We start from the raw sequence: 22581 nt of genomic DNA, 5'->3' as shown, positions 1-22581 counted from the left end.
GACACGGTGACCCTGGGGGGGACCGGCAGCGGCACCTTCGCCAACAAGAACGTCGGCAACGGCAAAGCGGTGACGGTGACTGGCTATACGCTCAGTGGCGCTGATGCGGGCAATTACACCGTGGTGCAGCCCACCGGCGTCACGGCAAATATCACGCCCGCCAGCTTGACGGTCACCGGTGTTGGCGCGAACAACAAGGTTTACGACACCACCGCCAATGCCACGCTCAATGGAACCGCCAGCGTGGCGGCTTTGGCTGGCGATACCGTGACTTTGGGTGGAACGGGCAGCGGCACTTTCGCCAACAAGAATGTCGGCAATGGCAAGACGGTGACCGTGACCGGCTACACCCTGAGCGGGGCCGATGCCGGCAACTACACCGTCGTGCAGCCCACCGGCGTCACGGCCAACATCACGCCCGCCAGCGTGACTGTCACGGGCGTGGGCGCCAGCAACAAGGTGTATGACGCCACCACCACCGCAACGCTCAACGGAACAGCGGCAGTGGCGGCTCTCGGTGGAGATGTGGTGACGGTGGCTGGTGGCAGTGGTACTTTCGCCAACAAGAATGTCGGCAATGGCAAAGCCGTCACCGTGACCGGCTACACCTTGGGCGGTGCCGACGCCGGAAATTACACCGTGGTACAGCCCACCGGGCTCACCGCCAACATCACACCGGCCAGCCTGGCCGTGACCGGCGTCGGTGCGAACAACAAGGTCTACGACACCACCACCGCCGCCACGCTCAACGGCACGGCCGGTGTTGCGGCCTTGGGTGCCGATGTCGTGACCGTGGGCGGAACCGGCAGCGGCAGCTTCGCCAACAAGAATGTGGGCAATGGCAAGGCCGTGACCGTCACCGGCTACACGCTGAGCGGCGCCGACGCGGGCAACTACGTCATCGTCCAGCCCACCGGCGTCACGGCCAACATCACGCCGGCCAGCCTGGCCGTCACGGGTGTGGGCGCCAACAACAAGGTTTACGACACCACCACCATCGCCACCCTCAATGGCACGGCCAGCGTTGCGGCCCTGGGCGGCGATGTGGTGACCGTGGGCGGCGGCAGCGGCGCCTTCACCAATAAGAACGTGGGCAACGGCAAGACCGTCACCGTGACCGGCTACACGCTGGGTGGCGCCGACGCCGGCAACTACGTCATCGTGCAGCCCACCGGCGTCACGGCCAATATCACGCCGGCCAGCCTGGCTGTAACCGGCATAGGTGCCAACAACAAGGTCTACGACACCACCACCACCGCGACCCTGAACGGCACGGCGAGCATCACCGCCCTGGGCGCCGATGTCGTGGCCCTGGGGGGCACGGGCAGCGGTAGGTTCGCCGACAAAAACGCGGGCAATGGCAAGGCCGTGACCGTCACCGGCTACACTCTGAGCGGCACCGATGCCGGCAACTACGTCATCGCGCAGCCCGCTGGCGTCACCGCGAACATCACGCAGGCCACCCTGGCCGTCACCGGCGTGAATGCCCAGAACAAGGTGTTTGACGGCACGACCGCGGCCACCCTGGGCGGCACCGCCGCCGTCACGGCCCTGGCCGGCGATGTGGTCAGCGTCAGCGGCGGCAGCGGTGCTTTTGCTGATCCGAATGTGGGCAACGGCAAGGCTGTGACCGTCACCGGCTTTACCCTGGGCGGCGCCGATGCCGGCAACTACGCGGTGGTGCAGCCCGCCGGGCTGACCGCCTCCATCACGCCCTTGCCGGCCGCGCCTGTGCCCACCTCCCCGTCCGCTGCGACCTCCTCCGCTGGGGCGTCCGGGTTGGGATCGGCAGAAGACCTTATTCGTGCCGCCGCGCAGCAGGCCCTTGAGACGGAACGCTCCACATCCGGCTCGCTCGAAGCCTCGTCCACCCTCAGGGTGACCCGCGGCGCAAGCGTCGATGCCTCATCAGGCGGAGAAGCGCTGGAAGTGGACCTTCCCGGCCCCACCGGCAAAAAAGATCCCTGGCTGCACATTGTTGACGGCGGCGTCCAGCTGCTAAACGCCGTGCCGGCAGGCCGGAAATGACTCGGCCACCCCAGGGAAGTTATTTCATGAAATGCCACGCATCCGCGAAGCACGCAGCATTGCTGCTGGCCGCCGCGCCCCTGTTCACGGCTCACGCGGCCGATCCGCTGCCCGTCGATATCGGCACCATCCTGCAGCAGGTCCAGCCGTCGCAGCCGTTTCCGGCGCCGCCCCGCGGCGAAGGGCCGGCCTTCAACAAAGAAGACAACACCCCGCCACCGCCGGAACGCCCCGCGGTGTCGGTGGACGTCGCCTCGATCAAGATTCTCGGCAACACCCTGGTCGAGACCGACACCCTGCATGGACTGGTGGCTGATGCGGAAGGCAAACGCCTGACGCTGGACCAGCTCGATGAAATGGCGACCCGTATAAGCCGCTACTACCGCGGCCGCGGCCACACTTTTGCACGCGCCGTGGTGCCCGCTCAGGTGATCTCGTCGGGTGTTGTGCGCTTTCTGGTGATAGAGGCGCGCTACGGCAAGGTCGGCATCGACAACCAGACGCGCGTGAACGACCTGCTGCTGCAGGCGACGGCGGCGCCGCTGCAGGGCGGCCAGCCGGTGGAGCAGGCCTTGCTCGACAAGTCCTTGCTGTTGATGTCGGACATCCCCGGGGTGCTGGTGCAGGCGACCTTGAGGCCCGGCGACGGCCTGGGCAGCTCGGACCTGAGCATCCAGGTCACGCCGGGCCAGGCGGTTTCCGGAAACCTGGCGCTGGACGACTACGGCAACAGCTTCACGGGAAGGGGCCGGCTGGGCGGCACGGTGTATTTCAACAATCCCTTGCGGCGTGGCGATGTCCTGGGTGTGGGCGGCCTGAGCTCGGGATCCGGGGTCAACTACGGGCGCGTGAGCTACGAATCCCTGTTGAACGGGCAGGGCACGCGCGGCGGGGCCGCCTATTCCATGCTGAACTACAAAATCGGCGGATCGCTGCAGGAGCTGGGCGCGCATGGCTCCGCCGAAACCGAAAGCCTCTGGGGCCGGCATCCACTGCTGCGAAGCCAGGCGGCCAATGTTTACGGCCAGGTCCAGTACGACAACCTGCAGCTGCGCGAGCGCATCGACATGGCGGGCATGAAGACGGACCGGCACTTGGGCAGCTGGACTTCGAGCCTGAGCGGAGACTGGCGCGATACCCTGATGTCCGGCGGCATCAACACCTGGAGCCTGGCATGGACCCGGGGCCGGGTGGGCTTTGACGTCACGGAGGCCCAATTGAGCGATGCGGCCAGCGCCAGAACGGAAGGCTGGTTTTCAAAGACCAACCTGAATTTCTCCCGCCTGCAGCGCTGGGGAGACAGGGGCTCACTGTATGTGTCGTGGGCCGGCCAATGGGCCAACACCAATCTCGACTCCTCGCAAAAAATGTCGGTGGGCGGGCCTTATTCCGTGCGTGCCTACGACGTCAGCGCGCTGTCGGGCGATGCGGGCTACCGCGGCAGCATAGAGTTGCGCTACGACCTGGGGGCGGCCGGCGGCGGAAGGCTGCAGGCGCTGGCCTTCTGGGACGGGGCCTACCTCAAGGTCAACCAGCGCCCCTGGACGGCCGGCGCCAACACCGCGACCTTCAGCGGCGCCGGTATCGGCCTCGACTGGAGCGGCTTCAACCAATGGAGGGCCCGGGCCTACCTGGCCTCACCGCTGGGCACGCCGCCCGAGCTGGTCAAGGCGCCCGACGCCATGCGGATGTGGACAGAACTCGCTTACCGGTTCTGAGGCCCTTGCTCCGGTGGGCGCCCTCAGCAGAGAGAAGAGAGAAAGAGTGCCCCCGCCGGAGCAAGACCCGGCCAGCAACACCCAACGATCAATTCAATAAATAAAGCCCTGTTTTGCGCGCTGTTCGAGCGCAGGCAGCGAAGGCTTTCTTGGTACCGTCCATGAGCAAGCCCTCTCCCGCAGCTTCAGACGGAAGCGGCTTGCAGGAGACACACCATGCAACTGGACAATCTGAAAATCAGCACGCGGCTGGGCGCGGGCTTTGGGCTGGTATTGCTGCTGGCGGGCGGCTTGATGGCGGTGGGGTTGGGCCAGCTGGCCGGCGCCGGCGCCGGCGCCTTCAGCCGCGAGCTGAGCGGCGACGCCTGGTCGCGCGCCGGCGCCGTGGCGGCACTGGGCAGCTGGTCGCAATCCAATGCGCGCGCCGCCCTGGAACTTTCCCTCGCGGCCGATCCCGCGCAGGCGGCCGCCGCGCGCCGCCAACTCGCGGTCGGTGACGGCAACATCACGGACGCACTGGCGGTGCTGGAAGGCGGCGCGCCGCCGCCGGAAGAAAAAGCCTTGCTGGGCAACGTGCGCGGCGCGCAGGCCTCCTATGCGCAGGCGCTGGTCAAGGTGGCCAGGCAACTCGAAACGGGTGACCGCGACGGAGCCTCCCGCGCCTGGGCGGGCGAGGGGCGGCCTGCACTGGACCGGCTACAGCAGGAACTGGCCGCGCTGGCCGAAACGCAAACGCGGCAGGCCAGGGCCGGCGGCCAGGCCGTCGAGGCCGGCATCGCCTCGGCACGGCGCTGGATGCTGGGCTTGGCGCTGGCGGCCCTGCTGGTGGGTGTCGCCGTGGCCTGGCGCCTGGGCCGCGGCATCGCGCAGCCGCTCAATGAAGCGATTTACATCGCCGAGACCGTGGCCGCCGGCGACCTCAGCCAGGAGTTCTCCACCGAACGCGGCGGTGATTTCGGCCGCCTGCTGGGCGCCCTGGGCGACATGGAAGACACGCTGACCGACCTGGTCAGCCGCATCAAGGCCTCCACCGATTCCATCACCCTGGCCTCCGGCGACATCGCGGCCGGCAACGCCGACCTGTCGCGCCGCACCGAGGAACAGGCGGCCTCGCTGGAAGAAACCGTCTCCAGCATGGAAGAGCTGACTTCCACCGTCAGGCTCAACGCCGAGCATGCGCGTTCGGCCAGCGGGCTGGCGGCCACCGCATCGGGCACGGCCGAGCGCGGCGGCGAGGTGGTGGCCCAGGTGGTGGACACCATGGCGGCCATCAGCGGCAGCTCCCGAAAAATCGTGGACATCATTGCCGTCATCGAAGGCATCGCCTTCCAGACCAACATCCTGGCGCTCAACGCGGCCGTGGAAGCCGCGCGCGCCGGAGAACAGGGCCGCGGTTTTGCCGTGGTGGCCAGCGAGGTGCGCGGCCTGGCGCAGCGCAGCGCCGGGGCGGCGCGCGAAATCAAGGCGCTGATCGCGGACTCCGTCGCGCATGTCGAGAGCGGCTCCGAGCTGGTCGGCCAGGCGGGCCGCACCATGCAGGACATCGTGCAGGCCGTCAAACGCGTGAGCAGCCTGCTCGAGCAGATCTCCGCCGCCTCGGTTGAGCAGAGCAACGGCATCGCGCATGTGAACCAGGCCATGGTGCTGATGGACAAGGCGACCCAGCAGAACGCCGCGCTGGTCGAGCAGGCCTCCACGGCGGCAGCCTCGCTGGCCGAGCAAACCCTGCAGCTGCAGGCGGCGGTCGACGAATTCAAACTGGATGCGGAGCCCGAAGCCGCACCGTCAGCCGCCCTTCATTTCCAGGCAATAGGCAGGGATCTGCACCGCACGGCGCCGGCCGCAGCCTAGCGACGTTCGGCCGGGGCTGCTCAGATACCCGGCGGTTTTTTGAGCGTCTGCATGCGGTCCTGGGCGCGCAGCACAATGGTCTTGATCTCGGCGCCCTGCAGCACCGTGAGCCGGATTTCCGCGTCGGGCGCGGCGTGGTCCCAGAGCTTTTTGTAAAAGGCCTCCAGCGTCGCGACTTTCGCGTCGTCCACTGCCAGCACCACATCGCCCGCCGACAGCCCGGCCAGCTCCGCCGGGCTTTCCTTGCTCACGCGCAGTATCTGTATCCGCCCGCCCTGGTCGTTGGAGGTGATGCCCAGCCAGGGCCTGCGGCTCTTGGCGCTGAAGCCCGAGCGCTGCAGCTCCGCGAGTATGGGGCGCAACAAATCCACCGGCACAAACATGTTGCCCGGCAGGCGGCGGTTTTCATTGGTCGCATCCGACACGAACAGCGAGCCTATGCCTATCAATTCACCCCGCTGGTTGAAAAGCGGCGCGCCGCTGTGGTTGCCGCCGCTGGCCAGCACCGGCGGGCTGGTGAACAGCGCCGATTCAATGTGGTATTCCCAGCTGCCCGAGAACGCGCGCCGGCTGACCAGCCGCGTCATGCTCACGTCGCCATCGTCATCGGGCTGCGGGCCGGTCACCGCCATCAGCGGCTCGCCCGGCTGCAGGTCCCTGCTGCTGCCCAGCGTCGCCACCGCCACATTGCGCAGCGGCAGCAGCGGACGCAGCAGGCCGAAACCCGTGGCCAGGTCGTAGGCCACGGCGCGCGCCGGCAGCGTCCTGTTGTCCTGGGTCACGACCTCGATCTGCTCGGCCTCCAGCATCAGGTAGCCGATGGTCAGGATCAGCCCGTCCTGGCTGATCAGCACACCCGAACCCGCGCGCCGCAGGCCCAGGGTTTCGGCGGAGCGCGCGTCCTCCATCGCCGTGACCCTGACGCCCACCACCGCCGCCGTGGCCCGGTTCAGCGCATCCATCATGGCCTGCGCCGCCGGCGGCGGCGCCGTCGCCGCCTGGGCCACGCCCAGCAGCAAAGTGCTTGAAAGAAGGAGACAGAGCCAATGACGCAAGCTGCACATGACGGACTCCAGACGCGGCGAGAGGGCTGCGGGCACACAAAAGGAAAAGGGGGCCAGCCGCGTTTGAAGAATGCGCTTTATTCAATGGCGTTGCAAGCGGCAGGGTCAAAAATCCGGCGGCAAAAAATAGCAACTCCGTGTTGCACGCCACCGAGGAGGCAAAAACAAAAAAGCCGTCCATGAACAGAGGTCATGAGACGGCTTTCGGGATGTGGTGCCCGGGGCCGGAATCGAACCGGCACGCCTTGCGGCGGGGGATTTTGAGTCCCCTGCGTCTACCAATTTCACCACCCGGGCTGGAATGAGCGAAGCCTCAAATTATGGCACAGTGTGGTCATGAACTATCCCACCATTGAAGACGCGATTGGCAAAACGCCTCTGGTCGCGCTGCAACGTATTTACGCCGCCGAGAACGCCGCACGCGGCAATGTGATCCTCGGCAAGCTTGAAGGCAACAATCCCGCCGGGTCGGTCAAGGACAGGCCGGCGCTCTCGATGATCAAGCGCGCCGAGGAGCGCGGCGACATCAAGCCGGGCGACACGCTGATTGAAGCCACTTCGGGCAATACGGGTATTGCCCTGGCCATGGCGGCCGCGATCAAGGGCTACAAGATGGTTCTGATCATGCCGGAGGACCTGAGCATCGAGCGGGCCCAGACCATGAAGGCTTTTGGCGCCGAACTGATCCTGACGCCCAAAAGCGCGGGTATTGAGTACTCGCGCGACCTGGCCGACCAGATGCAGAAAGAGGGCAAGGGCCGGGTGCTGGACCAGTTCGCGAATGCCGACAACCCGCGCATCCATTACGAGACCACCGGCCCCGAAATATGGACAGATACGTCAGGCAAGGTGACACATTTTGTCAGTGCCATGGGCACAACCGGCACGATTACCGGGGTTTCGCGCTACCTGAAAGAGAAAAACCCGGCCATCAAGGTGATTGGCGCCCAGCCCAGCGAGGGCTCGCGCATCCCCGGCATCCGCAAATGGCCGCAGGAATACCTGCCCAAGATTTACGACCCGCGGCAGGTCGATGAGCTGGTGCTGGTCAGCCAGGCCGACGCCGAAGACATGTGCCGGCGTCTGGCGCGCGAGGAGGGCATATTTGCCGGCATCTCGGCCGCCGGTGCCCTCTGGGTGGCCCAGGAGATCGCCAAGACCGTGAAAAACGCGGTGATTGTGTTTGTGGTCTGCGACCGCGGCGACCGTTACCTGTCCACCGGCGTGTTTCCGGCTTGAAGCCCGATTGACGTGGGCTTGCCGCTATTGCATTGATAGCGGTTGGCGCGTTTTCTTTCCTTTATTTTCCATACTGATCCTCCACCATGACCCATGAATTCCGGTTTTGCCCGAACTGCGCGACGCCGCTGGCCATGGTGTCGCAGATGGAAGACGGGGGTGAAAAGGCGCGGCTGCGCTGCCCGGCCTGCGGATTCACCCATTGGAACAATCCCACGCCGGTGCTGGCCGCGGTGATTGAATACCACGGCCAGGTGCTGCTGGCACGCAATGCGGCCTGGCCGGGCAAGATGTACGCGCTGATCACGGGTTTTATGGAAGCGGGCGAGACGCCGCAAGGCGGCATAGAACGCGAAATCAAGGAAGAAACCAACCTGGAAACGAGTTCGCTGGACCTGATAGGCGTTTACGACTTCCAGCGCATGAACCAGGTGATCATTGCCTACCACGCGGTCTGCACGGGGGAGGTCAGCCTGTCGCCCGAACTGGTGGATTACCGGCTCTACGACCTGGACAAGCTCAAATGCTGGCCCGCCGGCACCGGCTACGCGCTGGCCGACTGGTTGCGCACGCGGGGGCATGAGCCCGAGTTTGTGGACTGGGCCACCGTGCTGAGCAAGGTGGAGCCGGAGGCGGACAAGGCTGGATAACCCGGGTGAAGGGCCTTTGCCCTTTGCTTAAAATCGCGGCAACCCAAGGATTTTCATGAACATCGACAAAGAACTCGACACCCGCGGCCTGAACTGCCCGCTGCCCATCCTGAAAGCCAAAAAGGCGCTGACCGAAATGCTCAGCGGCCAGCTGCTGCGTGTGGTGTCCACCGATGCCGGCTCGACCCGCGATTTCCAGGCCTTTGCCAAGCAGACCGGCAACGAGCTTGTCGAGCAGCAGGTCGCCGGCAGCGACTTTATCCACGTCTTGAAACGGCGTTAAGCGCCGTTGGGTGCCCGCCGGGCGCCGGCCGCCCAGGTTTTTCAGGCCTGTTTGCGGCGCTCCCGGCCCGACCAGCCTATCTGCAGGTTGTCCAGGTAATTGCGGAAGTGCACGCCCACCTCGGGGTGCTGCAGCGCCAGCTCGACAGTGGCTTCCAGAAAGCCTTCCTTGCTGCCGCAGTCATAACGTTTGCCCTCGTACTGCAGGGCATAAACGGTTTCCTTGTCGAGCAGGCTGGAGATCCCGTCGGTGAGCTGCAGTTCGCCGCCCACGCCGGCCTTCTGGCTGCGAATGTGCTCAAAAATCGCCGGCGTCAGGATGTAACGGCCGGCCACGCCCATGCGTGAGGGAGCCACCTCAGGCGCCGGTTTTTCGACGATTTTTTTCACTTTCATGAGGCCGCTGCTGGCGGCGCCGTCGGTCGCGACGATGCCGTAACGGCGGGTCTGGTCCTGGGGCACTTCCTGCACCGCCAGGATGGATTGCTGCAAGTCCTTGAACTGTTCGGCCATCTGGGCCAGCACCGGTTTGCCGCCCTTGGGGCCGACCATCAGGTCGTCGGCCAGCAGGACGGCGAAAGCTTCCTGGCCGACCAGGTGTTCGGCGCACAGCACGGCATGGCCCAGGCCCAGGGAGCGGGGCTGGCGCACATAGGAAAAGTTCATGTCTTCGGGCTGGACGGAGCGCACCAGATCCAGCAAAGCGAGCTTTTGAGCTACCTCCAGCTCGTTTTCGAGCTCGTAAGCAGTATCAAAGTGGTCCTCTATGGCCCGTTTATTGCGTCCTGTCACAAAAATCATGTGACGGATGCCTGCCGCGTAAGCCTCTTCAACCGCGTATTGGATCAGCGGCTTGTCGACGACGGGGAGCATTTCCTTGGGCTGGGCCTTGGTGGCCGGGAGAAACCGGGTGCCAAGACCGGCAACCGGGAACACTGCTTTGTGTAATGTAAATTTTTGCATCGACTTTGATCGGGGAAAAGACTAGAGTGTTGCGTTGTTGATACATGACTCAGGTCGGACAAAGGCTCGACTTGACGTGGTCAAACCGCGCGAATTGCGGTCTGCGGGAAAAAAAGGACTCACTGGGTGGACATCTTACTTCTTGACGCGCTGGTGCCCGAGGCAATGGCCTGGCTGGAAACCCGCCACAGCGTGGGCTACCACCCCGAGCTCGCCGACGACCTGACTTCGCTGCGCAAGATCGCCTACAAGACCAAGGGCATTGTGTTCCCGCGCCAGACCGTGGTGACACGCGAATTCCTCGACTTCCTGCCCAAGATCAGGGCCGTGGGCCGCCTGCATGTGGGCACGGACAACACCGACCTCGAGGCCTGCAAGGAGCGCGACATCAAGGTCGTGCACGCCAGCAGCGCCAACGTGCGCTCCAATGCCGAATACCTGCTGAGCAGCCTGCTGCTGCTGTACCGCCGCGGCCTGGTCTCGGCCCTGATGGGGCGGCGCCACCCGACGACGCAGATGGGGCGCGAGCTGCACGGCAGCACCGTGGGCATCCTGGGCCTGGCTCCGACGGCGCACACGCTGGCCGGCATGCTCAACGGACTGGGCGTGCGCCTCATAGGCTACGACCCGGCGGTGCACCACACGGCGCCCATCTGGGAGCGCCTGCGCATACAGCCGGTGTCCCTGTCTGAACTCGTCAGCCAGGCCGACGCGGTCTCGGTGCAGATGCTGTACGCCACGCGCTTTCGCGGTTTTGTGAATGAAAAACTGCTGGCCGCCTGCAGGCGCAACCAGCTGTGGGTGGGCATCAGCCGCAGCGAGTTGTTTGACGAAGCCGCGCTGGCCGCGGCACTGTGCGACGGCCGCATAGAGGCCTGCATCCTGGACGGCGCCGAAGCCAGCTTCCTGGGCGACACTTCGCCGCTCAAGGGCCTGAAGAACCTGTTCGTCACGCCGCGCCTGGGCTCGCACACACGCGAGGCGCGCCTGCGCTCGAGCTGGTATGTGGCGCACCGCATGCATGAAGCCATCAGCACCACGCAAAGCGGCATGGACCAGTTGCCCAGCGCGCCCATGGAGCTGGACGTGCCGGGCGGGGTTACCCCTTCTCAGTGGTCGGAGCCCGAATTCATGATCCGCTGAACAGGCGGCCTGCCAAATAAAAAGCCCCGTTGAACGGGGCTTTTTTGTGGGCGGCTCTGACGCTTACTTCAAGCGCGCCAGCTGTTCGCGGATTTTGGCCAGGGCCGCCTGGTTATCGGCCAGGCGCTTGCGTTCCTGTTCCAGCACGGCCGGGGGCACCTTGCTCACGAAGGCTTCATTGGCGAGCTTGGTCTCGGACTTGGTGATCTCTCCCTTCAGGCGAGTCTCCTCCTTTTGCAGGCGAATCTTTTCCGCCGCCAGATCGACTTCCATGTAAAGGCACAGCCGCGCTTCGCCGACGATGGCCACCGGTGCGGACTGTGCCGCAGCAACCCATTCGGCCTCGTTTTCAAACACCTTCACTTCGCTGAGCTTGGCCAGCGACTTGAGCACGGGCGCCACGCTGTTCATAAAGGCGCTGTCGCCCAGCACGAACAGCGGAAGACGCGTGGCCGGCGAGACTTTCATCTCACCGCGCAGGTTGCGGCAGGCATCCACCAGGGTCTTGAGTTGGGCGACATGGGCCTCGGCCTTTTCGTCGATCTTCTCGGGCTGGCTTTGCGGGTAGGGTGAGGTGCCTATGAATTTGCCGCTCTTGCCGGCGACGGGCGCCACGGTCTGCCACAGCTCTTCGGTGATGAAAGGAATCACCGGATGCGCCAGGCGCAGTATGGCTTCGAGCAGGCGTATCAGCGTGCGGCGCGTGGCGCGCTTTTGCGCGTCGTTGCCGGTCTGTATCTGCACCTTGGCGATTTCCAGGTACCAGTCGCAGAACTCGTCCCAGACAAACTGGTAAATGCTGCCGGCCACGTTGTCCAGGCGGTAGTCGGCAAAGCCTTTGGCCACGTCGGCTTCCACGCGCTGCATGGTCGATGAAATCCAGCGGTCGGCCTGCGAAAAACTCAGGTAGTTGTGGAACTCGCCGCCGGGCGCGCATTGTTCTTTCGTATGTTCCTCGAGGCCGCAGTCCTGGCCTTCGCAGTTCATCAAGGTGAAGCGCGTGGCGTTCCAGAGCTTGTTGCAGAAGTTGCGGTAGCCCTCGCAGCGCTTGCTGTCGAAGTTGATGCTGCGGCCCAGGCTGGCCAGCGAGGCGAAGGTGAAACGCAGGGCGTCGGCACCGTAGCCCGGAATGCCCGCGGGGAATTCCTTCTCGGTGTTCTTGCGCACCTGCGGCGCGGTCTCGGGCTTGCGCAGGCCTTGCGAGCGTTTTTCGAGCAGCGGTGCCAGTTCGATGCCGTCGATCAGGTCGACCGGGTCCAGCACATTGCCTTCGGACTTGCTCATCTTCTTGCCCTGGGCATCCTTCACCAGGCCGTGGATGTACACGTCCCTGAAAGGCACCTGGCCGGTGAAGTGCGTGGTCATCATGATCATGCGGGCGACCCAGAAGAAGATGATGTCGTAGCCGGTGACCAGCACGCTGGAGGGCAGGAAGAGGTCCAGCTCTTTGGTCTTCTCGGGCCAGCCGAGCGAAGAGAAGGGCACCAGGGCCGACGAGTACCAGGTGTCCAGCACGTCTTCGTCGCGCGTGAGCTTTTTGCCGGGTGCCTGTTTCTGGGCTTCTTCCTCGCTGGTGGCGACATAGACCTTGCCGTCCTCGTCATACCAGGCCGGGATCTGGTGGCCCCACCAGAGCTGGCGCGAAATGCACCAGTCCTGGATGTTGTTCATCCACTGGTTGTAGGTGTTGACCCACTGCTCGGGCACAAACTTGACCTGGCCGCTGCTCACGGCGTCGCGCGCCTTCTGCGCGATCGATTTGCCGGTCGGGTCCTGTTCGCTGACCTTGCTGAGCGCGACAAACCACTGGTCGGTCAGCATGGGCTCGACCACCGCGCCGGTGCGCGCGCAGACCGGCACCATGTTTTTGTGCGGCACGGCTTTTTCGAGGAAGCCCTGTTCCTCGAGGTCCTTGAGCACCGCCTTGCGGCAGTCGTAGCGGTCCAGGCCCTGGTACTGCTTGGGCCCGTTCTCGTTGATCTTCGCATCCAGCGTGAAGATGGTGATCAGCGGCAGGTCGTGGCGCAGGGCCACCTGGTAGTCGTTGAAGTCGTGCGCGCCGGTGATCTTCACCACGCCGCTGCCGAACTCCGGGTCGACGTAGTCGTCTGTGATCACCGGGATCTTGCGGTCGCACAGCGGCAGGTCGACCATCTTGCCGACCAGGTGCTTGTAGCGCTCGTCGTCCGGGTGCACTGCCAGCGCGCCGTCGGCCAGCATGGTTTCGGGCCGGGTGGTGGCGATGTGCATGCCGCGCAGCGGCATGCCGTCGGCGGCTTTTTGCGGGCCGTCGCTAAACGGGTACTCGATGTGCCACATGAAGCTGTCGCGCTCTTCGTTCTCGACTTCGAGGTCGGACACGGCGGACTTGAGAATCGGGTCCCAGTTCACGAGGCGCTTGCCGCGGTAGATCAGGCCCTGCTCATAGAGCTTCACAAAGGTCGAGGTGACCACCGTGGACATCTTGGGGTCCATGGTGAAGTATTCGTGCTTCCAGGCCACCGAGTCGCCCATACGGCGCATCTGGCGTGTGATGGTGGTGCCGGATTCTTCTTTCCACTCCCAGACCTTGGCGACGAAATTCTTGCGGCCCAGGTCGTGGCGGCTTTTGCCTTCGCCCTGCAGCTTGCGCTCCACCACGATCTGCGTGGCGATGCCGGCATGGTCGGTGCCGGGCACCCACAGCGTGTTGTGGCCGCGCATGCGGTGGTAGCGCGTGAGCGAATCCATGATGGTCTGGTTGAAGGCGTGGCCCATGTGCAGCGTGCCCGTCACGTTGGGCGGCGGCAGCTGGATGGAGAAAGACGGCCTGGCCGCGTCCAGCGTGGGCTCGTACTGGCCGTTTCGCTCCCATTCGGGGCCCCAGCGGCTTTCAATGGCGGCCGGCTCGAAGGATTTGGCCAGGCTGTCCAGCCCCGGTGTGGGGGCTTTGACGGCCTCCGCGGCGGGAGTGGCGGTATCGGCGAGGGCGGGGGCGGCAGCGTTGGTCATGGGGGCAATGAAAAACGGCATCGAGGGGATGCCGCCTTGGGGTTGGGGGAAACTGCCCTGATTTTATTCGACTGAGCGGCCCGGGGCCCGTTTCAGCCTGTCCGCCCCGCCGCAGCCGCAGGCTTTGCGGCTGCGGCGATACAGGCCCGCAGCACGGCGGTGTCGCCCAGCTGGTTGGCCATCAGCAGGATCAGCCGGGCATTGAGCAGCTCGGATTCCTCGCGGCTCAGGCCCCGGTGGGCGTCCAGCAGGCACTCGTAAAAGGCGTCGGCGTCCTGGAAATGCAGGCGCGTGCTCAGGGGCGTGTCGGGTTTCATGCACTTTCCTTTCCGGTGTGGGGACCGGCGCCCAGCGCGGCGGCCACCGCGTGGACCAGCGAGGCGTCCACACTCTCGCCGGTGGCGGCCACATGGCCGTCGGGCCGCAGCAGCGCCCAGGCATGGCCGAAGACATGGCAGGTCGCCTGCAGGTGGCCCTGGACGTCGACCACGTGTTCCACGGCCGCGGCTTTCTCACCGGGGCCGACCACCTGCACGCAGCGCAGGCCGGCCTCCACCGACAGCGCCCCCAGGCGCGCCAGCGCGGCGGCGGAGACATCGCCAAAGGTCAGCAGCAGCAAACGGCCATGGGCCCAGCCCAGCAGGTCCAGCAGTTCACCGGGGCGGCCGTCGGCCCATGCAAAACCCACGTTCTGCGTCGCGCGCCCGCCGGCCGGCCCGCAGGCACTGGAGTGTGTGTAGTGGCTGGGCGTGGACATTCGGCCGGTGTTGACGAGCTGGCGGGCAAACACATGCTCGCGCGCCAGGCCCAGCGCCGCGCTGCGAAACAGCCGCTCGGCGCCGTCGGCCGGCCGCAGAAAGCGCGCCGTGCGGTTGGTGACCCGCACATTGTGCGTGGCCGCCTCGTGGCGTTCGTGGTGGTAGCTGTCCAGCAGGGCGGGTGCGGCCCGGCCCTGTAGCACGGCGGCCAGCTTCCAGGCCAGGTTGTCGGCATCCTGCACGCCCGAATTGCCGCCGCGCGCGCCGAAGGGGCTCATCACATGGGCGGCGTCGCCGGCGAAAAACACGCGGCCGTGGCGCAGGCTGTCCAGGCATTCGCTGCGGTAGGCGTAGGGGCCGACCCAGACGATCTCGTAGTCGCTGTCGTCCAGCAGCCGCCCCGACTGGCTTTTGAACTGCGCTTTGAGGCGGGCGCGCACCACGTCCTCGCGGCTGACCTCTTCGGGTTTGGCCTGCGGCGGCATCTGGTAGTCGATGCGCCAGACGCCGTCGGCCATCAGGTGCTGCCAGACGGCGCGGCCTTCGTTGAAGGGCGCCTCTATCCAGGTGTGGCGCTCCGCCGGCGGCGGGTTCTTGAAGCGCACGTCGGCAATGCACCAGCGGTCGTCGCCCTGCTGCGCCGTCACCGTGGCGCCGCACCAGGCGCGAAACGGGCTGCGCGAGCCGCTGCAGTCGATGACATGTTCGGCTTCCAGGACGTAGGAGCCGGCCGGCGTTTCGAGTTGCAGCGTCGCGAAGTCCGCGTTCTGCTCAAGGCCGGTGACGCGGTGGCTCCAGCGGATGTCGACCGGGCGGGCTTGGGGCGCGGGACTGTAGAGCTGCTCGACCAGAAAGCCCTCGACATAAAACTGCTGGATATTGATAAAGGGCGGCTGCCGGCTCAGCGAATGGGTCTGCTGCTGGCGCAGGTCGAAGGCGTAGACCTCGTCCTTGCCCGCGAAGGTGCGGCCCACGCTCCATTGCACGCCCCTGGCGGCGATGCGCTCGTAAATGCCCAGGCGCTTGAAAATTTCCAGGCTTTTTTGCGCGTAGCAGATGCCGCGCGAGGACGCGCCCTTCACGCCCACGGTGTTGTCCTCGTCCAGCAGCACGGCGCGCACGCCGTACTGCGCCAGCGCGCAGGCCAGCGTCAGCCCGGTGATGCCGCCACCCACGATGGCGACGGCGTGGCGTCTGACTTCGCCCGTGCGCAGCTCGGGCGGCTCGACAAAAGGGTATTCGGGCAGGGCATAACCCGCGCCCTGGGCGAATTCATAGCCGTTGGTGAAGGCGGCAGCCAGCGCGGCGGGGGCCTTGTCTTGAATTTGCGTTGTCTCCGGCATGGGTCTGCGCCTCTTGTTCTGTTTACCTATTCGTAATCAATCTACCATAACGTAATTCCGGTGATGGCTCCGTTGGCCGCTCCAGATAAAGCGCCATGACAGTCCCGCTTGTAATTGATAAGTGTTATTGATGGTTATCTGCTTATAGTTTTTATCAATTTCATGCATTGATTCCGGCAATTAGACGAGGCGCTCGAACAGGTCTATGGTGTTTTGGTCTTCGGCTGTTCGTGGCCTTGAAGTGCGCGGCGTTGAAGCATTGGCGATTTGTTCATCCATCAACCCACGAAGGAGATTTCCATGGCTGCTCTCAAAGGCTCCAGGACGGAAGAGAACCTGAAAGCCGCATTTGCCGGCGAATCGCAGGCCAACCGCCGCTACCTCTATTTTGCGAACAAGGCCGACGTTGAAGGCCAGCCCGACGTCGCCGCGCTGTTCCGCTCCACCGCGGAAGGTGAAACCGGCCACGCCCACGGCCACCTCGAATGGCTGGAGCAGTGCGGCGACCCCGCCACCGGCCTGCCTTTCGGCGCCACGCGCGACAACCTCAAATCCGCCGTCGCCGGCGAAACCCACGAGTACACCGACATGTACCCCGGCATGGCCAAGACCGCACGCGACGAAGGCCATGACGAAGTGGCCGACTGGTTTGAGACTTTGGCCAAGGCCGAGCGCTCGCACGCCAACCGCTATTCAAAAGCGTTGGCTGAACTGGTCGATTAAGACTGCTTGTTCCCTCTCCCCCTGGGAGAGGGTGAGGGTGAGGGCGAGAGGCGATAGATCAGGCCTTACCTTCACCTTGGCTGGACCCCTCACCCCAACCCTCTCCCCGGCGGGGCGAGGGAGCAATGGAAGAGACAAAACCATGGCCACAGAAGGCAACCTCCAGGCGCCCACGCGCCATGCGATCGACTGGAAGAACCCCGACTTCTACAACGAGGACGCGGCCCTGCACGAGATGGAGCGCATCTTCGACATCTGCCATGGCTGCCGCCGCTGCGTGAGCCTGTGCGGCGCCTTCCCCACGCTGTTCGACCTGGTCGACGACAGCAAGACCGGGGAGGTCGACGGCGTGGACAAGAAGGACTACATGAAAGTGGTCGACCAGTGCTATATGTGCGACCTCTGCTACATGACCAAATGCCCTTATGTGCCGCCGCATGAGTTCAACCTCGACTTTCCTCACACCATGCTGCGCGCCAAGGCCATCAAGTTCAAAAAGGGCGAGGTCGGCGCGGGTGAAAGGTTTTTGTCGTCCACCGACGTGCACGGCCAGTTCGCCGGCATCCCCATCGTGGTCCAGGTGGCCAACGCGGTCAACAAGACCAGGCAGGCGCGCGCCGTGATGGAAAAAGTGCTGGGCGTGGACAAAAACGCCTGGCTGCCCGACCTGGCCACGAAGAAATTCCGCTCGGGCGCGCCCGAATCGCCGCCGCACGCGGTGAAGGACGGCGCCAAGACGCCCGGCAAGGTGGTGATTTATTCCACCTGCTACATCAACTACAACGAGCCCGGCATAGGCCACGACCTGCTCAAGGTGCTGGACCACAACGAAGTGCCTTATGTGCTGGTCGAAAAGGAAAAATGCTGCGGCATGCCCAAGCTGGAGCTGGGCGACCTGGCGTCGGTGAACACCAGCAAGGAAGCCAACATCCCGGTGCTCGTGAAGTACGCCAGGGACGGCTACGCCATCCTGAGCGCCGTGCCCAGCTGCACCCTGATGTTCAAGCAGGAGCTGCCGCTGATGTACCCCGATGACGCCGACGTGCAGCTCGTCAAGGAGCATATGTGGGACCCGTTTGAATACCTGATGGCGCGCCGGCGCGACGGCCTGCTCAAGACCGAGTTCCCGACGCCGCTGGGCAAAATCAGCTACCAGATTCCCTGCCACGGCCGGGTGCAGAACATCGGCAAGAAGACCGAGGAGATGCTCAAAATGGTGCCCGGCACCAGCGTGCACACGCACGAGCGCTGCTCCGGCCATGCCGGTACTTTCGGCGTCAAGGTGCCCTACCACCAGCAGGCCATGAAAATCGGCAAGCCGCTGTTCAAGGCCATGGCCAGCCACAAGGACGGCGGCCTGCCCGACGTCATCAGCAGCGACTGCCCGCTGGGCGGCCACCACATCGCCCAGGGTTTTGAAGTGAACAATCTGGGCGCCCCGCCGCAGAAGCATCCGCTCACCTTGATACGCACGGCCTACGGCCTGGAATAAGCCCCCGAAAAAGCAGGACGCCGCCATGAAGACCACCGCAAAGATCACCCGCGACTCCCTGATGACGCTGGAGGCCTACAGCAAATACCGCAAGGAGAACAAGCCCGCCATCATCGCCCACCGCAAGCTGCGCAGCGTGTGCCTGGGCGAGCACATCAACCTGCAGTTTGAAAGCGAGACCAGCATCCGCTACCAGATCCAGGAAATGCTGCGCGTGGAGAAAATCTTCGAAGAGGAGGGCATAGAGCAGGAGATAGAAGCCTACGCCCCCCTGGTGCCCGACGGGACCAACTGGAAGGGCACGCTGATGCTGGAGTACCCCGACATCAGCGAGCGAAAACGTGAACTGGCCCGGCTTATCGGTGTGGAGGACCACATGTTCATCGAGGTCGAGGGCCATGGCCGCGTCTACGCGATTGCCGACGAAGACATGGACCGCGAAAACGACGAAAAAACCTCGGCGGTGCATTTTGTGCGCTTTGAGCTGGACCCCGCCATGTGCGCGGCGGTCAAGGCCGGTGCCGGCGTCAAGCTCGGCTGCGACCATACGCATTACCCGGCGCATGTGAACATTCCTGCGGAAACATTGGCCTCGCTGGCCAGCGATTTGCGTTAAGGCTTTTTGCGGCGGGCGCCTGTGTTGCCGCACGGCTGTCGTAAAGTGGGGGTTTCGGTTATTCCATAACTCCAATCCATGCTGTTTCTCATTTCGCCGGCCAAGTCGCTGGACTACGACACGCCGCCGCACGTAGACACCCACACCCAACCCCTGTTCACGCGCCAGTCGGCGCAGCTGATCGACGTGCTCAAAACCAAAACCCCGCAGCAGATCAGCACGCTGATGAAGCTCTCGGACGCGCTCGCGGGCCTGAACGTGGCGCGCTACCAGGCCTGGTCGCCAAAATTCACCGCCAGGAACTCCAAACAGGCCGCGCTGGCTTTTGACGGCGACGTGTATGGCGGGCTGGCCGCCAGGACCCTGAGCGCCGCACAACTCGACTGGGCGCAGGCGCATGTCTGCATCTTGAGCGGCCTGTACGGCGTGCTGCGCCCGCTGGACCGCATGCAGCCCTACCGGCTTGAAATGGGCACGGCCCTGGCCACACCCCAGGGGAAGAACCTTTACCAGTTCTGGGGCTCGCAAATCTCCGACTACCTCAACGAACGCGCCGCCGCCGACACCACGCCCGTGGTCATCAACCTGGCCAGCGAGGAATACTTCAAGGCCGTGGACCGCAAGGTGCTCAAGGCGCGTGTGGTGAGTTGCGTGTTCGAGGAGTTCAAGGGCGGCAAGTACAAAATCATCAGCTTCAACGCCAAACGCGCGCGCGGCCTCATGCTGCGTTATGCGATCGAGAAAAAGATCGCCACGGTCAAAAAGCTCGAAAGCTTTGACGCCGAGGGTTACCGCTTCGACCCCAAGGCCTCGGAACCCGACCGGCTGGTGTTCCGGCGCAAACAGGCCGCCTGAGGCCGCACACCCTGGCCCGCCATCATGCAAACCCAGGCCATCACGCGCGAGATGCAGGACTGGGTGGCGCAGCAGCTCGCGGCCGGGCATGGGCCGCACGAGGTTTTCCAGGCGCTGCTGGACGCTGGCTGGCATGCCGTAGCCGCCAACCGGGCTTTGGGCTTGCAGGCCGCCGGCGCGGCAGCGGCGCCGCAACCCGCGCAGGCTGTGCCCCGTGTCCAGGCCGACGCCGCCGGTGCCATGGTGGACGCGGGCGACAAATGGGTGACGGTGCGCGAACACCGCAGCGCGCCCGAACTCTGGGTGTTCGACAACCTGCTCAGCGCCGCCGAATGCGAGGCGCTCATCGCGGCGGCCGAGTCGCGCCTGGCGCGCTCGCTGACCGTGGACATACGCACCGGCGGCGAAGAACTCAACCACGACCGCACCAGCCACGGCATGTTTTACACGCGCGGGGAGAACGAGGTGATTCGCCGCATCGAGGCCCGCATCGCCAGGCTGCTGAACTGGCCGGTGCAGAACGGCGAAGGACTGCAGGTGCTGCGCTACCGGCGCGGCGCGGAGTACAAGCCGCATTACGACTACTTCGACCCCGGCGAGCCCGGCACCGCGGCCATCCTGCGGCGCGGCGGCCAGCGCGTGGCCAGCCTCATCATGTATTTGCGCGAGCCCGGGGAGGGCGGCGCCACGGTGTTTCCCGACATAGGCCTGAAGGTGCGGCCGCAGCAGGGGAGCGCGGTGTTTTTCAGCTATGCCCTGGCGCATCCCGCGAGCCTGACGCTGCATGGTGGCGAGCCGGTGAAATCAGGCGAAAAATGGATCGCTACTAAATGGCTCCGCGAGCGGGAATTTATTTAACACCCCTGTTGAGGCTCACTGCGTGTAGCCTCCTCTCCCCTTGCAGGGGACAGGCGCCTGCGGCCTGGCAAAGCCAGTTCCGCGGCCCCTGCTGGTGCGAATGCACCGTGACGCGTGGGCGACGCTGCAATTGGCGCGCTTCCAGGGGCGGAGATCATAATCCACCATGAAAATCAAAGCCAACAACATCGACATTGAGATCGAAGACACCCACCCCGGCGACACCACGGGCCGGCCCGTGGTGCTGCTTATCATGGGCCTGGGCATGCAGCTCATCGCCTGGCCGCCGGCCATGGTGCAGTCGATTGCCGATGCGGGCTTTCGGGTGCTGCGCTTTGACAACCGCGACATCGGCCTGTCCCAGCACTTCGACCACCTGGGTTCGCCCAGCCTGCTGTGGGAAGGCCTCAAGTTCCGCCTGGGCTGGCGCATACGCCCGCCCTACAGCGTGCAGGACATGGCCGCCGACACCGTGGGCGTGCTCGATGCGCTGCAAATTTCCAAAGCCCATGTGGTGGGCGTCAGCATGGGCGGCATGGTGGCGCAGCGCGTGGCGGTGCTGGCACCCGGGCGCGTGCTCAGCCTGTCCAGCATCATGAGTTCCAGCGGGGCGCGCGGCCTGCCTGAAGCCAGCCCGGCCGTGACCCGCGTGCTGCTGGGCCGTCCCGCCGGCAAGGGCGTGCAGGCGGCCGTGGACCACACGGCCAGGCTGCTCAAGGCCATAGGCAGCCCCGGTTTCCCGACGCCCGACGCCGAGCTGCGCGAAAAAGTCGCCGCCGCGGCGCAGCGCAGCTTCCACCCCCAAGGCGTGCTGCGCCAGATGGTGGCGATTGCCGCCGACAGCAGCCGCGCCGCGGCGCTGGCCCAGGTGACGGCGCCCACGCTGGTGCTGCACGGCAAGGCCGACCCGCTGGTGCCCATGGCCTGCGGCCAGGACACGGCCAGGCGCATTCCCGGCGCGCGCTTTGAAAGCATAGAGGGCATGGGCCATGATTTGCCGCCCGGCGTTGTGGATCGTTTGCTGGCCTTCCTGATTCCCCACTTCAAGGCCCACAGCTAAGGCATGGCCCCACAGCAGGGCTTGCCGATTGCCTGAGCCCGTCCCTCGCAATGCGTTTAAGGGCGAAAATGGGCCCATGAACACCCCTGAACAATCCCAGCTGGGCAAGGCCTCGGCCTATGTCGACCAGTACGACGCCTCGCTGCTCTTCCCGATCCCGCGCGAGGGCAAGCGCGCCGAAATCGGCGTCACCGGCACGCCGCCCTTTTTCGGCGCCGACCTGTGGACGGCATTTGAGCTGAGCTGGCTCAATATGCGCGGCAAGCCGCAGGTGGCGCTGGCCCACATCACCGTGCCCTGCGAGTCGCCCAACATCGTCGAGAGCAAGTCCTTCAAGCTCTACCTCAACAGCTTTAACAACACGCGGTTTGCCGACGCGCGCGACGTGCGCGAACGCATACGCGCCGACCTCAATGCCGTGGTCGGTACCGGCGTGGGCATCAAGACCCTGGGTCCCGAGCTGTTCGACCGTGAGCCTGTGCATGAACTCGACGGCCTGAACCTGGATCGGCTGGACGTGGAGTGCATCCACTACCAGCCCGCGCCCGAACTGCTGTTCGCCGAATTCGACGAGCCGCCCGTCGAGGAGACCCTGACCAGCAACCTGCTCAAAAGCAACTGCCTGGTCACCGGCCAGCCCGACTGGGGCAGCGTGCAGATCCGTTACGCGGGCCCGCAGATCAACCAGGAAGGCCTGCTGCAGTACCTGGTGAGCTTTCGCAACCACAACGAGTTCCACGAGCAGTGCGTGGAGCGCATCTTCATGGACATCTGGACGCGCTGCAAGCCGCTCAAGCTCTCGGTCTATGCGCGCTACACGCGCCGCGGCGGGCTGGACATCAACCCCTTCCGTACCAGCCATCCGCAGGCGTTGCCGTCCAGCGTGCGCACCGCGCGGCAGTAGGTCAACGCTGGCGTTTTCAATCTGCGTTGATTTGCGGATGAAT

Annotated in this window: 19 protein-coding genes and 1 tRNA gene; 14 read left to right on the top strand and 6 right to left on the bottom strand. The window is 65.0% G+C overall.

What is annotated here, in order from left to right:
• The 3 genes from PMI15_RS09325 to PMI15_RS25470 all read left to right on the top strand — a co-directional run.
• Positions 1-2028: S-layer family protein (locus tag PMI15_RS09325; protein WP_007867193.1), on the top strand; the 2028-nt coding region annotated here is incomplete at its 5' end.
• A 26-nt stretch (positions 2029-2054) separates the two neighbouring features.
• Positions 2055-3746, top strand: a complete 1692-nt coding sequence (locus tag PMI15_RS09320; protein ID WP_007867191.1) for a ShlB/FhaC/HecB family hemolysin secretion/activation protein — start codon at positions 2055-2057, stop codon at positions 3744-3746.
• A gap of 216 nt (positions 3747-3962) precedes the next feature.
• Positions 3963-5597, top strand: coding sequence for a methyl-accepting chemotaxis protein (locus PMI15_RS25470; protein WP_007867188.1), 1635 nt, complete (start codon positions 3963-3965; stop codon positions 5595-5597).
• A gap of 20 nt (positions 5598-5617) precedes the next feature.
• Here PMI15_RS25470 and PMI15_RS09310 read toward each other — a convergent pair whose 3' ends face one another.
• Together PMI15_RS09310 and PMI15_RS09305 are read right to left on the bottom strand one after the other, a co-directional pair.
• Entirely contained in the window at positions 5618-6661 is a 1044-nt protein-coding gene (locus PMI15_RS09310) for a S1C family serine protease (RefSeq protein ID WP_007867186.1), read from the bottom strand.
• A 212-nt stretch (positions 6662-6873) separates the two neighbouring features.
• Positions 6874-6958 (bottom strand) — tRNA-Leu (locus tag PMI15_RS09305).
• A gap of 39 nt (positions 6959-6997) precedes the next feature.
• Here PMI15_RS09305 and cysM point away from each other — a divergent pair.
• The 3 genes from cysM (at position 6998) to PMI15_RS09290 (ending at position 8833) form a co-directional block, all read left to right on the top strand.
• The gene (gene cysM, locus PMI15_RS09300) at positions 6998-7900 is read left to right on the top strand and encodes a cysteine synthase CysM (RefSeq protein ID WP_007867183.1); all 903 of its coding nucleotides are present in this window, start codon (positions 6998-7000) and stop codon (positions 7898-7900) included.
• 86 nt (positions 7901-7986) lie between these two features.
• On the top strand, positions 7987-8550 hold the full coding sequence (locus PMI15_RS09295; protein WP_007867182.1) for an NUDIX domain-containing protein: 564 nt from the start codon (positions 7987-7989) through the stop codon (positions 8548-8550).
• A gap of 55 nt (positions 8551-8605) precedes the next feature.
• Entirely contained in the window at positions 8606-8833 is a 228-nt protein-coding gene (locus PMI15_RS09290) for a sulfurtransferase TusA family protein (RefSeq protein ID WP_007867181.1), read from the top strand.
• Between the two features lie 41 nt (positions 8834-8874).
• Here PMI15_RS09290 and galU read toward each other — a convergent pair whose 3' ends face one another.
• The gene (galU, locus tag PMI15_RS09285) at positions 8875-9795 is read right to left on the bottom strand and encodes a UTP--glucose-1-phosphate uridylyltransferase GalU (RefSeq protein WP_007867179.1); all 921 of its coding nucleotides are present in this window, start codon (positions 9793-9795) and stop codon (positions 8875-8877) included.
• 126 nt (positions 9796-9921) lie between these two features.
• Here galU and PMI15_RS09280 point away from each other — a divergent pair, with 126 nt between their 5' ends.
• Complete coding sequence (locus PMI15_RS09280) at positions 9922-10938, top strand: D-isomer specific 2-hydroxyacid dehydrogenase family protein (RefSeq protein WP_007867176.1); 1017 nt, start codon at positions 9922-9924, stop codon at positions 10936-10938.
• 63 nt (positions 10939-11001) lie between these two features.
• On the opposite strand, the gene PMI15_RS09275 is transcribed toward PMI15_RS09280, so the two are convergent.
• From PMI15_RS09275 to PMI15_RS09265, 3 genes are all read right to left on the bottom strand, one after another.
• On the bottom strand, positions 11002-13950 hold the full coding sequence (locus PMI15_RS09275) for a valine--tRNA ligase (protein WP_007867173.1): 2949 nt from the start codon (positions 13948-13950) through the stop codon (positions 11002-11004).
• Positions 13951-14021: 71 nt separating this feature from the next.
• Positions 14022-14246, bottom strand: coding sequence for a DUF2783 domain-containing protein (locus PMI15_RS09270; protein WP_007867170.1), 225 nt, complete (start codon positions 14244-14246; stop codon positions 14022-14024).
• Positions 14243-16030 (bottom strand): FAD-dependent oxidoreductase, encoded by a 1788-nt coding sequence (locus PMI15_RS09265; protein WP_007867168.1) that lies wholly within the window; start codon positions 16028-16030, stop codon positions 14243-14245. The genes PMI15_RS09270 and PMI15_RS09265 overlap by 4 nt, the downstream gene beginning before the upstream one ends.
• A gap of 300 nt (positions 16031-16330) precedes the next feature.
• Between PMI15_RS09265 and PMI15_RS09260 the strand changes: the two genes are divergently transcribed.
• The 7 genes from PMI15_RS09260 to queF all read left to right on the top strand — a co-directional run bounded on the left by PMI15_RS09260 (position 16331) and on the right by queF (position 22538).
• Positions 16331-16753, top strand: coding sequence for a rubrerythrin family protein (locus tag PMI15_RS09260; RefSeq protein WP_007867167.1), 423 nt, complete (start codon positions 16331-16333; stop codon positions 16751-16753).
• Between the two features lie 142 nt (positions 16754-16895).
• On the top strand, positions 16896-18245 hold the full coding sequence (locus tag PMI15_RS09255) for a (Fe-S)-binding protein (protein WP_007867165.1): 1350 nt from the start codon (positions 16896-16898) through the stop codon (positions 18243-18245).
• A gap of 25 nt (positions 18246-18270) precedes the next feature.
• Positions 18271-18861, top strand: coding sequence for a DUF3501 family protein (locus PMI15_RS09250; RefSeq protein WP_007867163.1), 591 nt, complete (start codon positions 18271-18273; stop codon positions 18859-18861).
• A gap of 78 nt (positions 18862-18939) precedes the next feature.
• Positions 18940-19716 (top strand): peroxide stress protein YaaA, encoded by a 777-nt coding sequence (yaaA, locus tag PMI15_RS09245; RefSeq protein WP_007867161.1) that lies wholly within the window; start codon positions 18940-18942, stop codon positions 19714-19716.
• 24 nt (positions 19717-19740) lie between these two features.
• Positions 19741-20574: a 2OG-Fe(II) oxygenase gene (locus tag PMI15_RS09240; RefSeq protein ID WP_007867159.1), complete on the top strand. Its 834-nt coding sequence runs from the start codon at positions 19741-19743 to the stop codon at positions 20572-20574.
• 166 nt (positions 20575-20740) lie between these two features.
• Positions 20741-21634 carry an alpha/beta fold hydrolase gene (locus tag PMI15_RS09235; protein ID WP_007867157.1) on the top strand — a complete coding sequence of 298 codons (894 nt, stop codon included), beginning with the start codon at positions 20741-20743 and terminating at the stop codon, positions 21632-21634.
• Between the two features lie 76 nt (positions 21635-21710).
• Positions 21711-22538 carry an NADPH-dependent 7-cyano-7-deazaguanine reductase QueF gene (queF, locus tag PMI15_RS09230; RefSeq protein ID WP_007867154.1) on the top strand — a complete coding sequence of 276 codons (828 nt, stop codon included), beginning with the start codon at positions 21711-21713 and terminating at the stop codon, positions 22536-22538.
• Positions 22539-22581 lie beyond the last annotated feature (43 nt).

The sequence above is a fragment of the Polaromonas sp. CF318 genome, from assembly GCF_000282655.1.
Taxonomy (GTDB): domain Bacteria; phylum Pseudomonadota; class Gammaproteobacteria; order Burkholderiales; family Burkholderiaceae_C; genus Polaromonas.
This window is presented reverse-complemented; position numbering and strand designations above follow the sequence as displayed.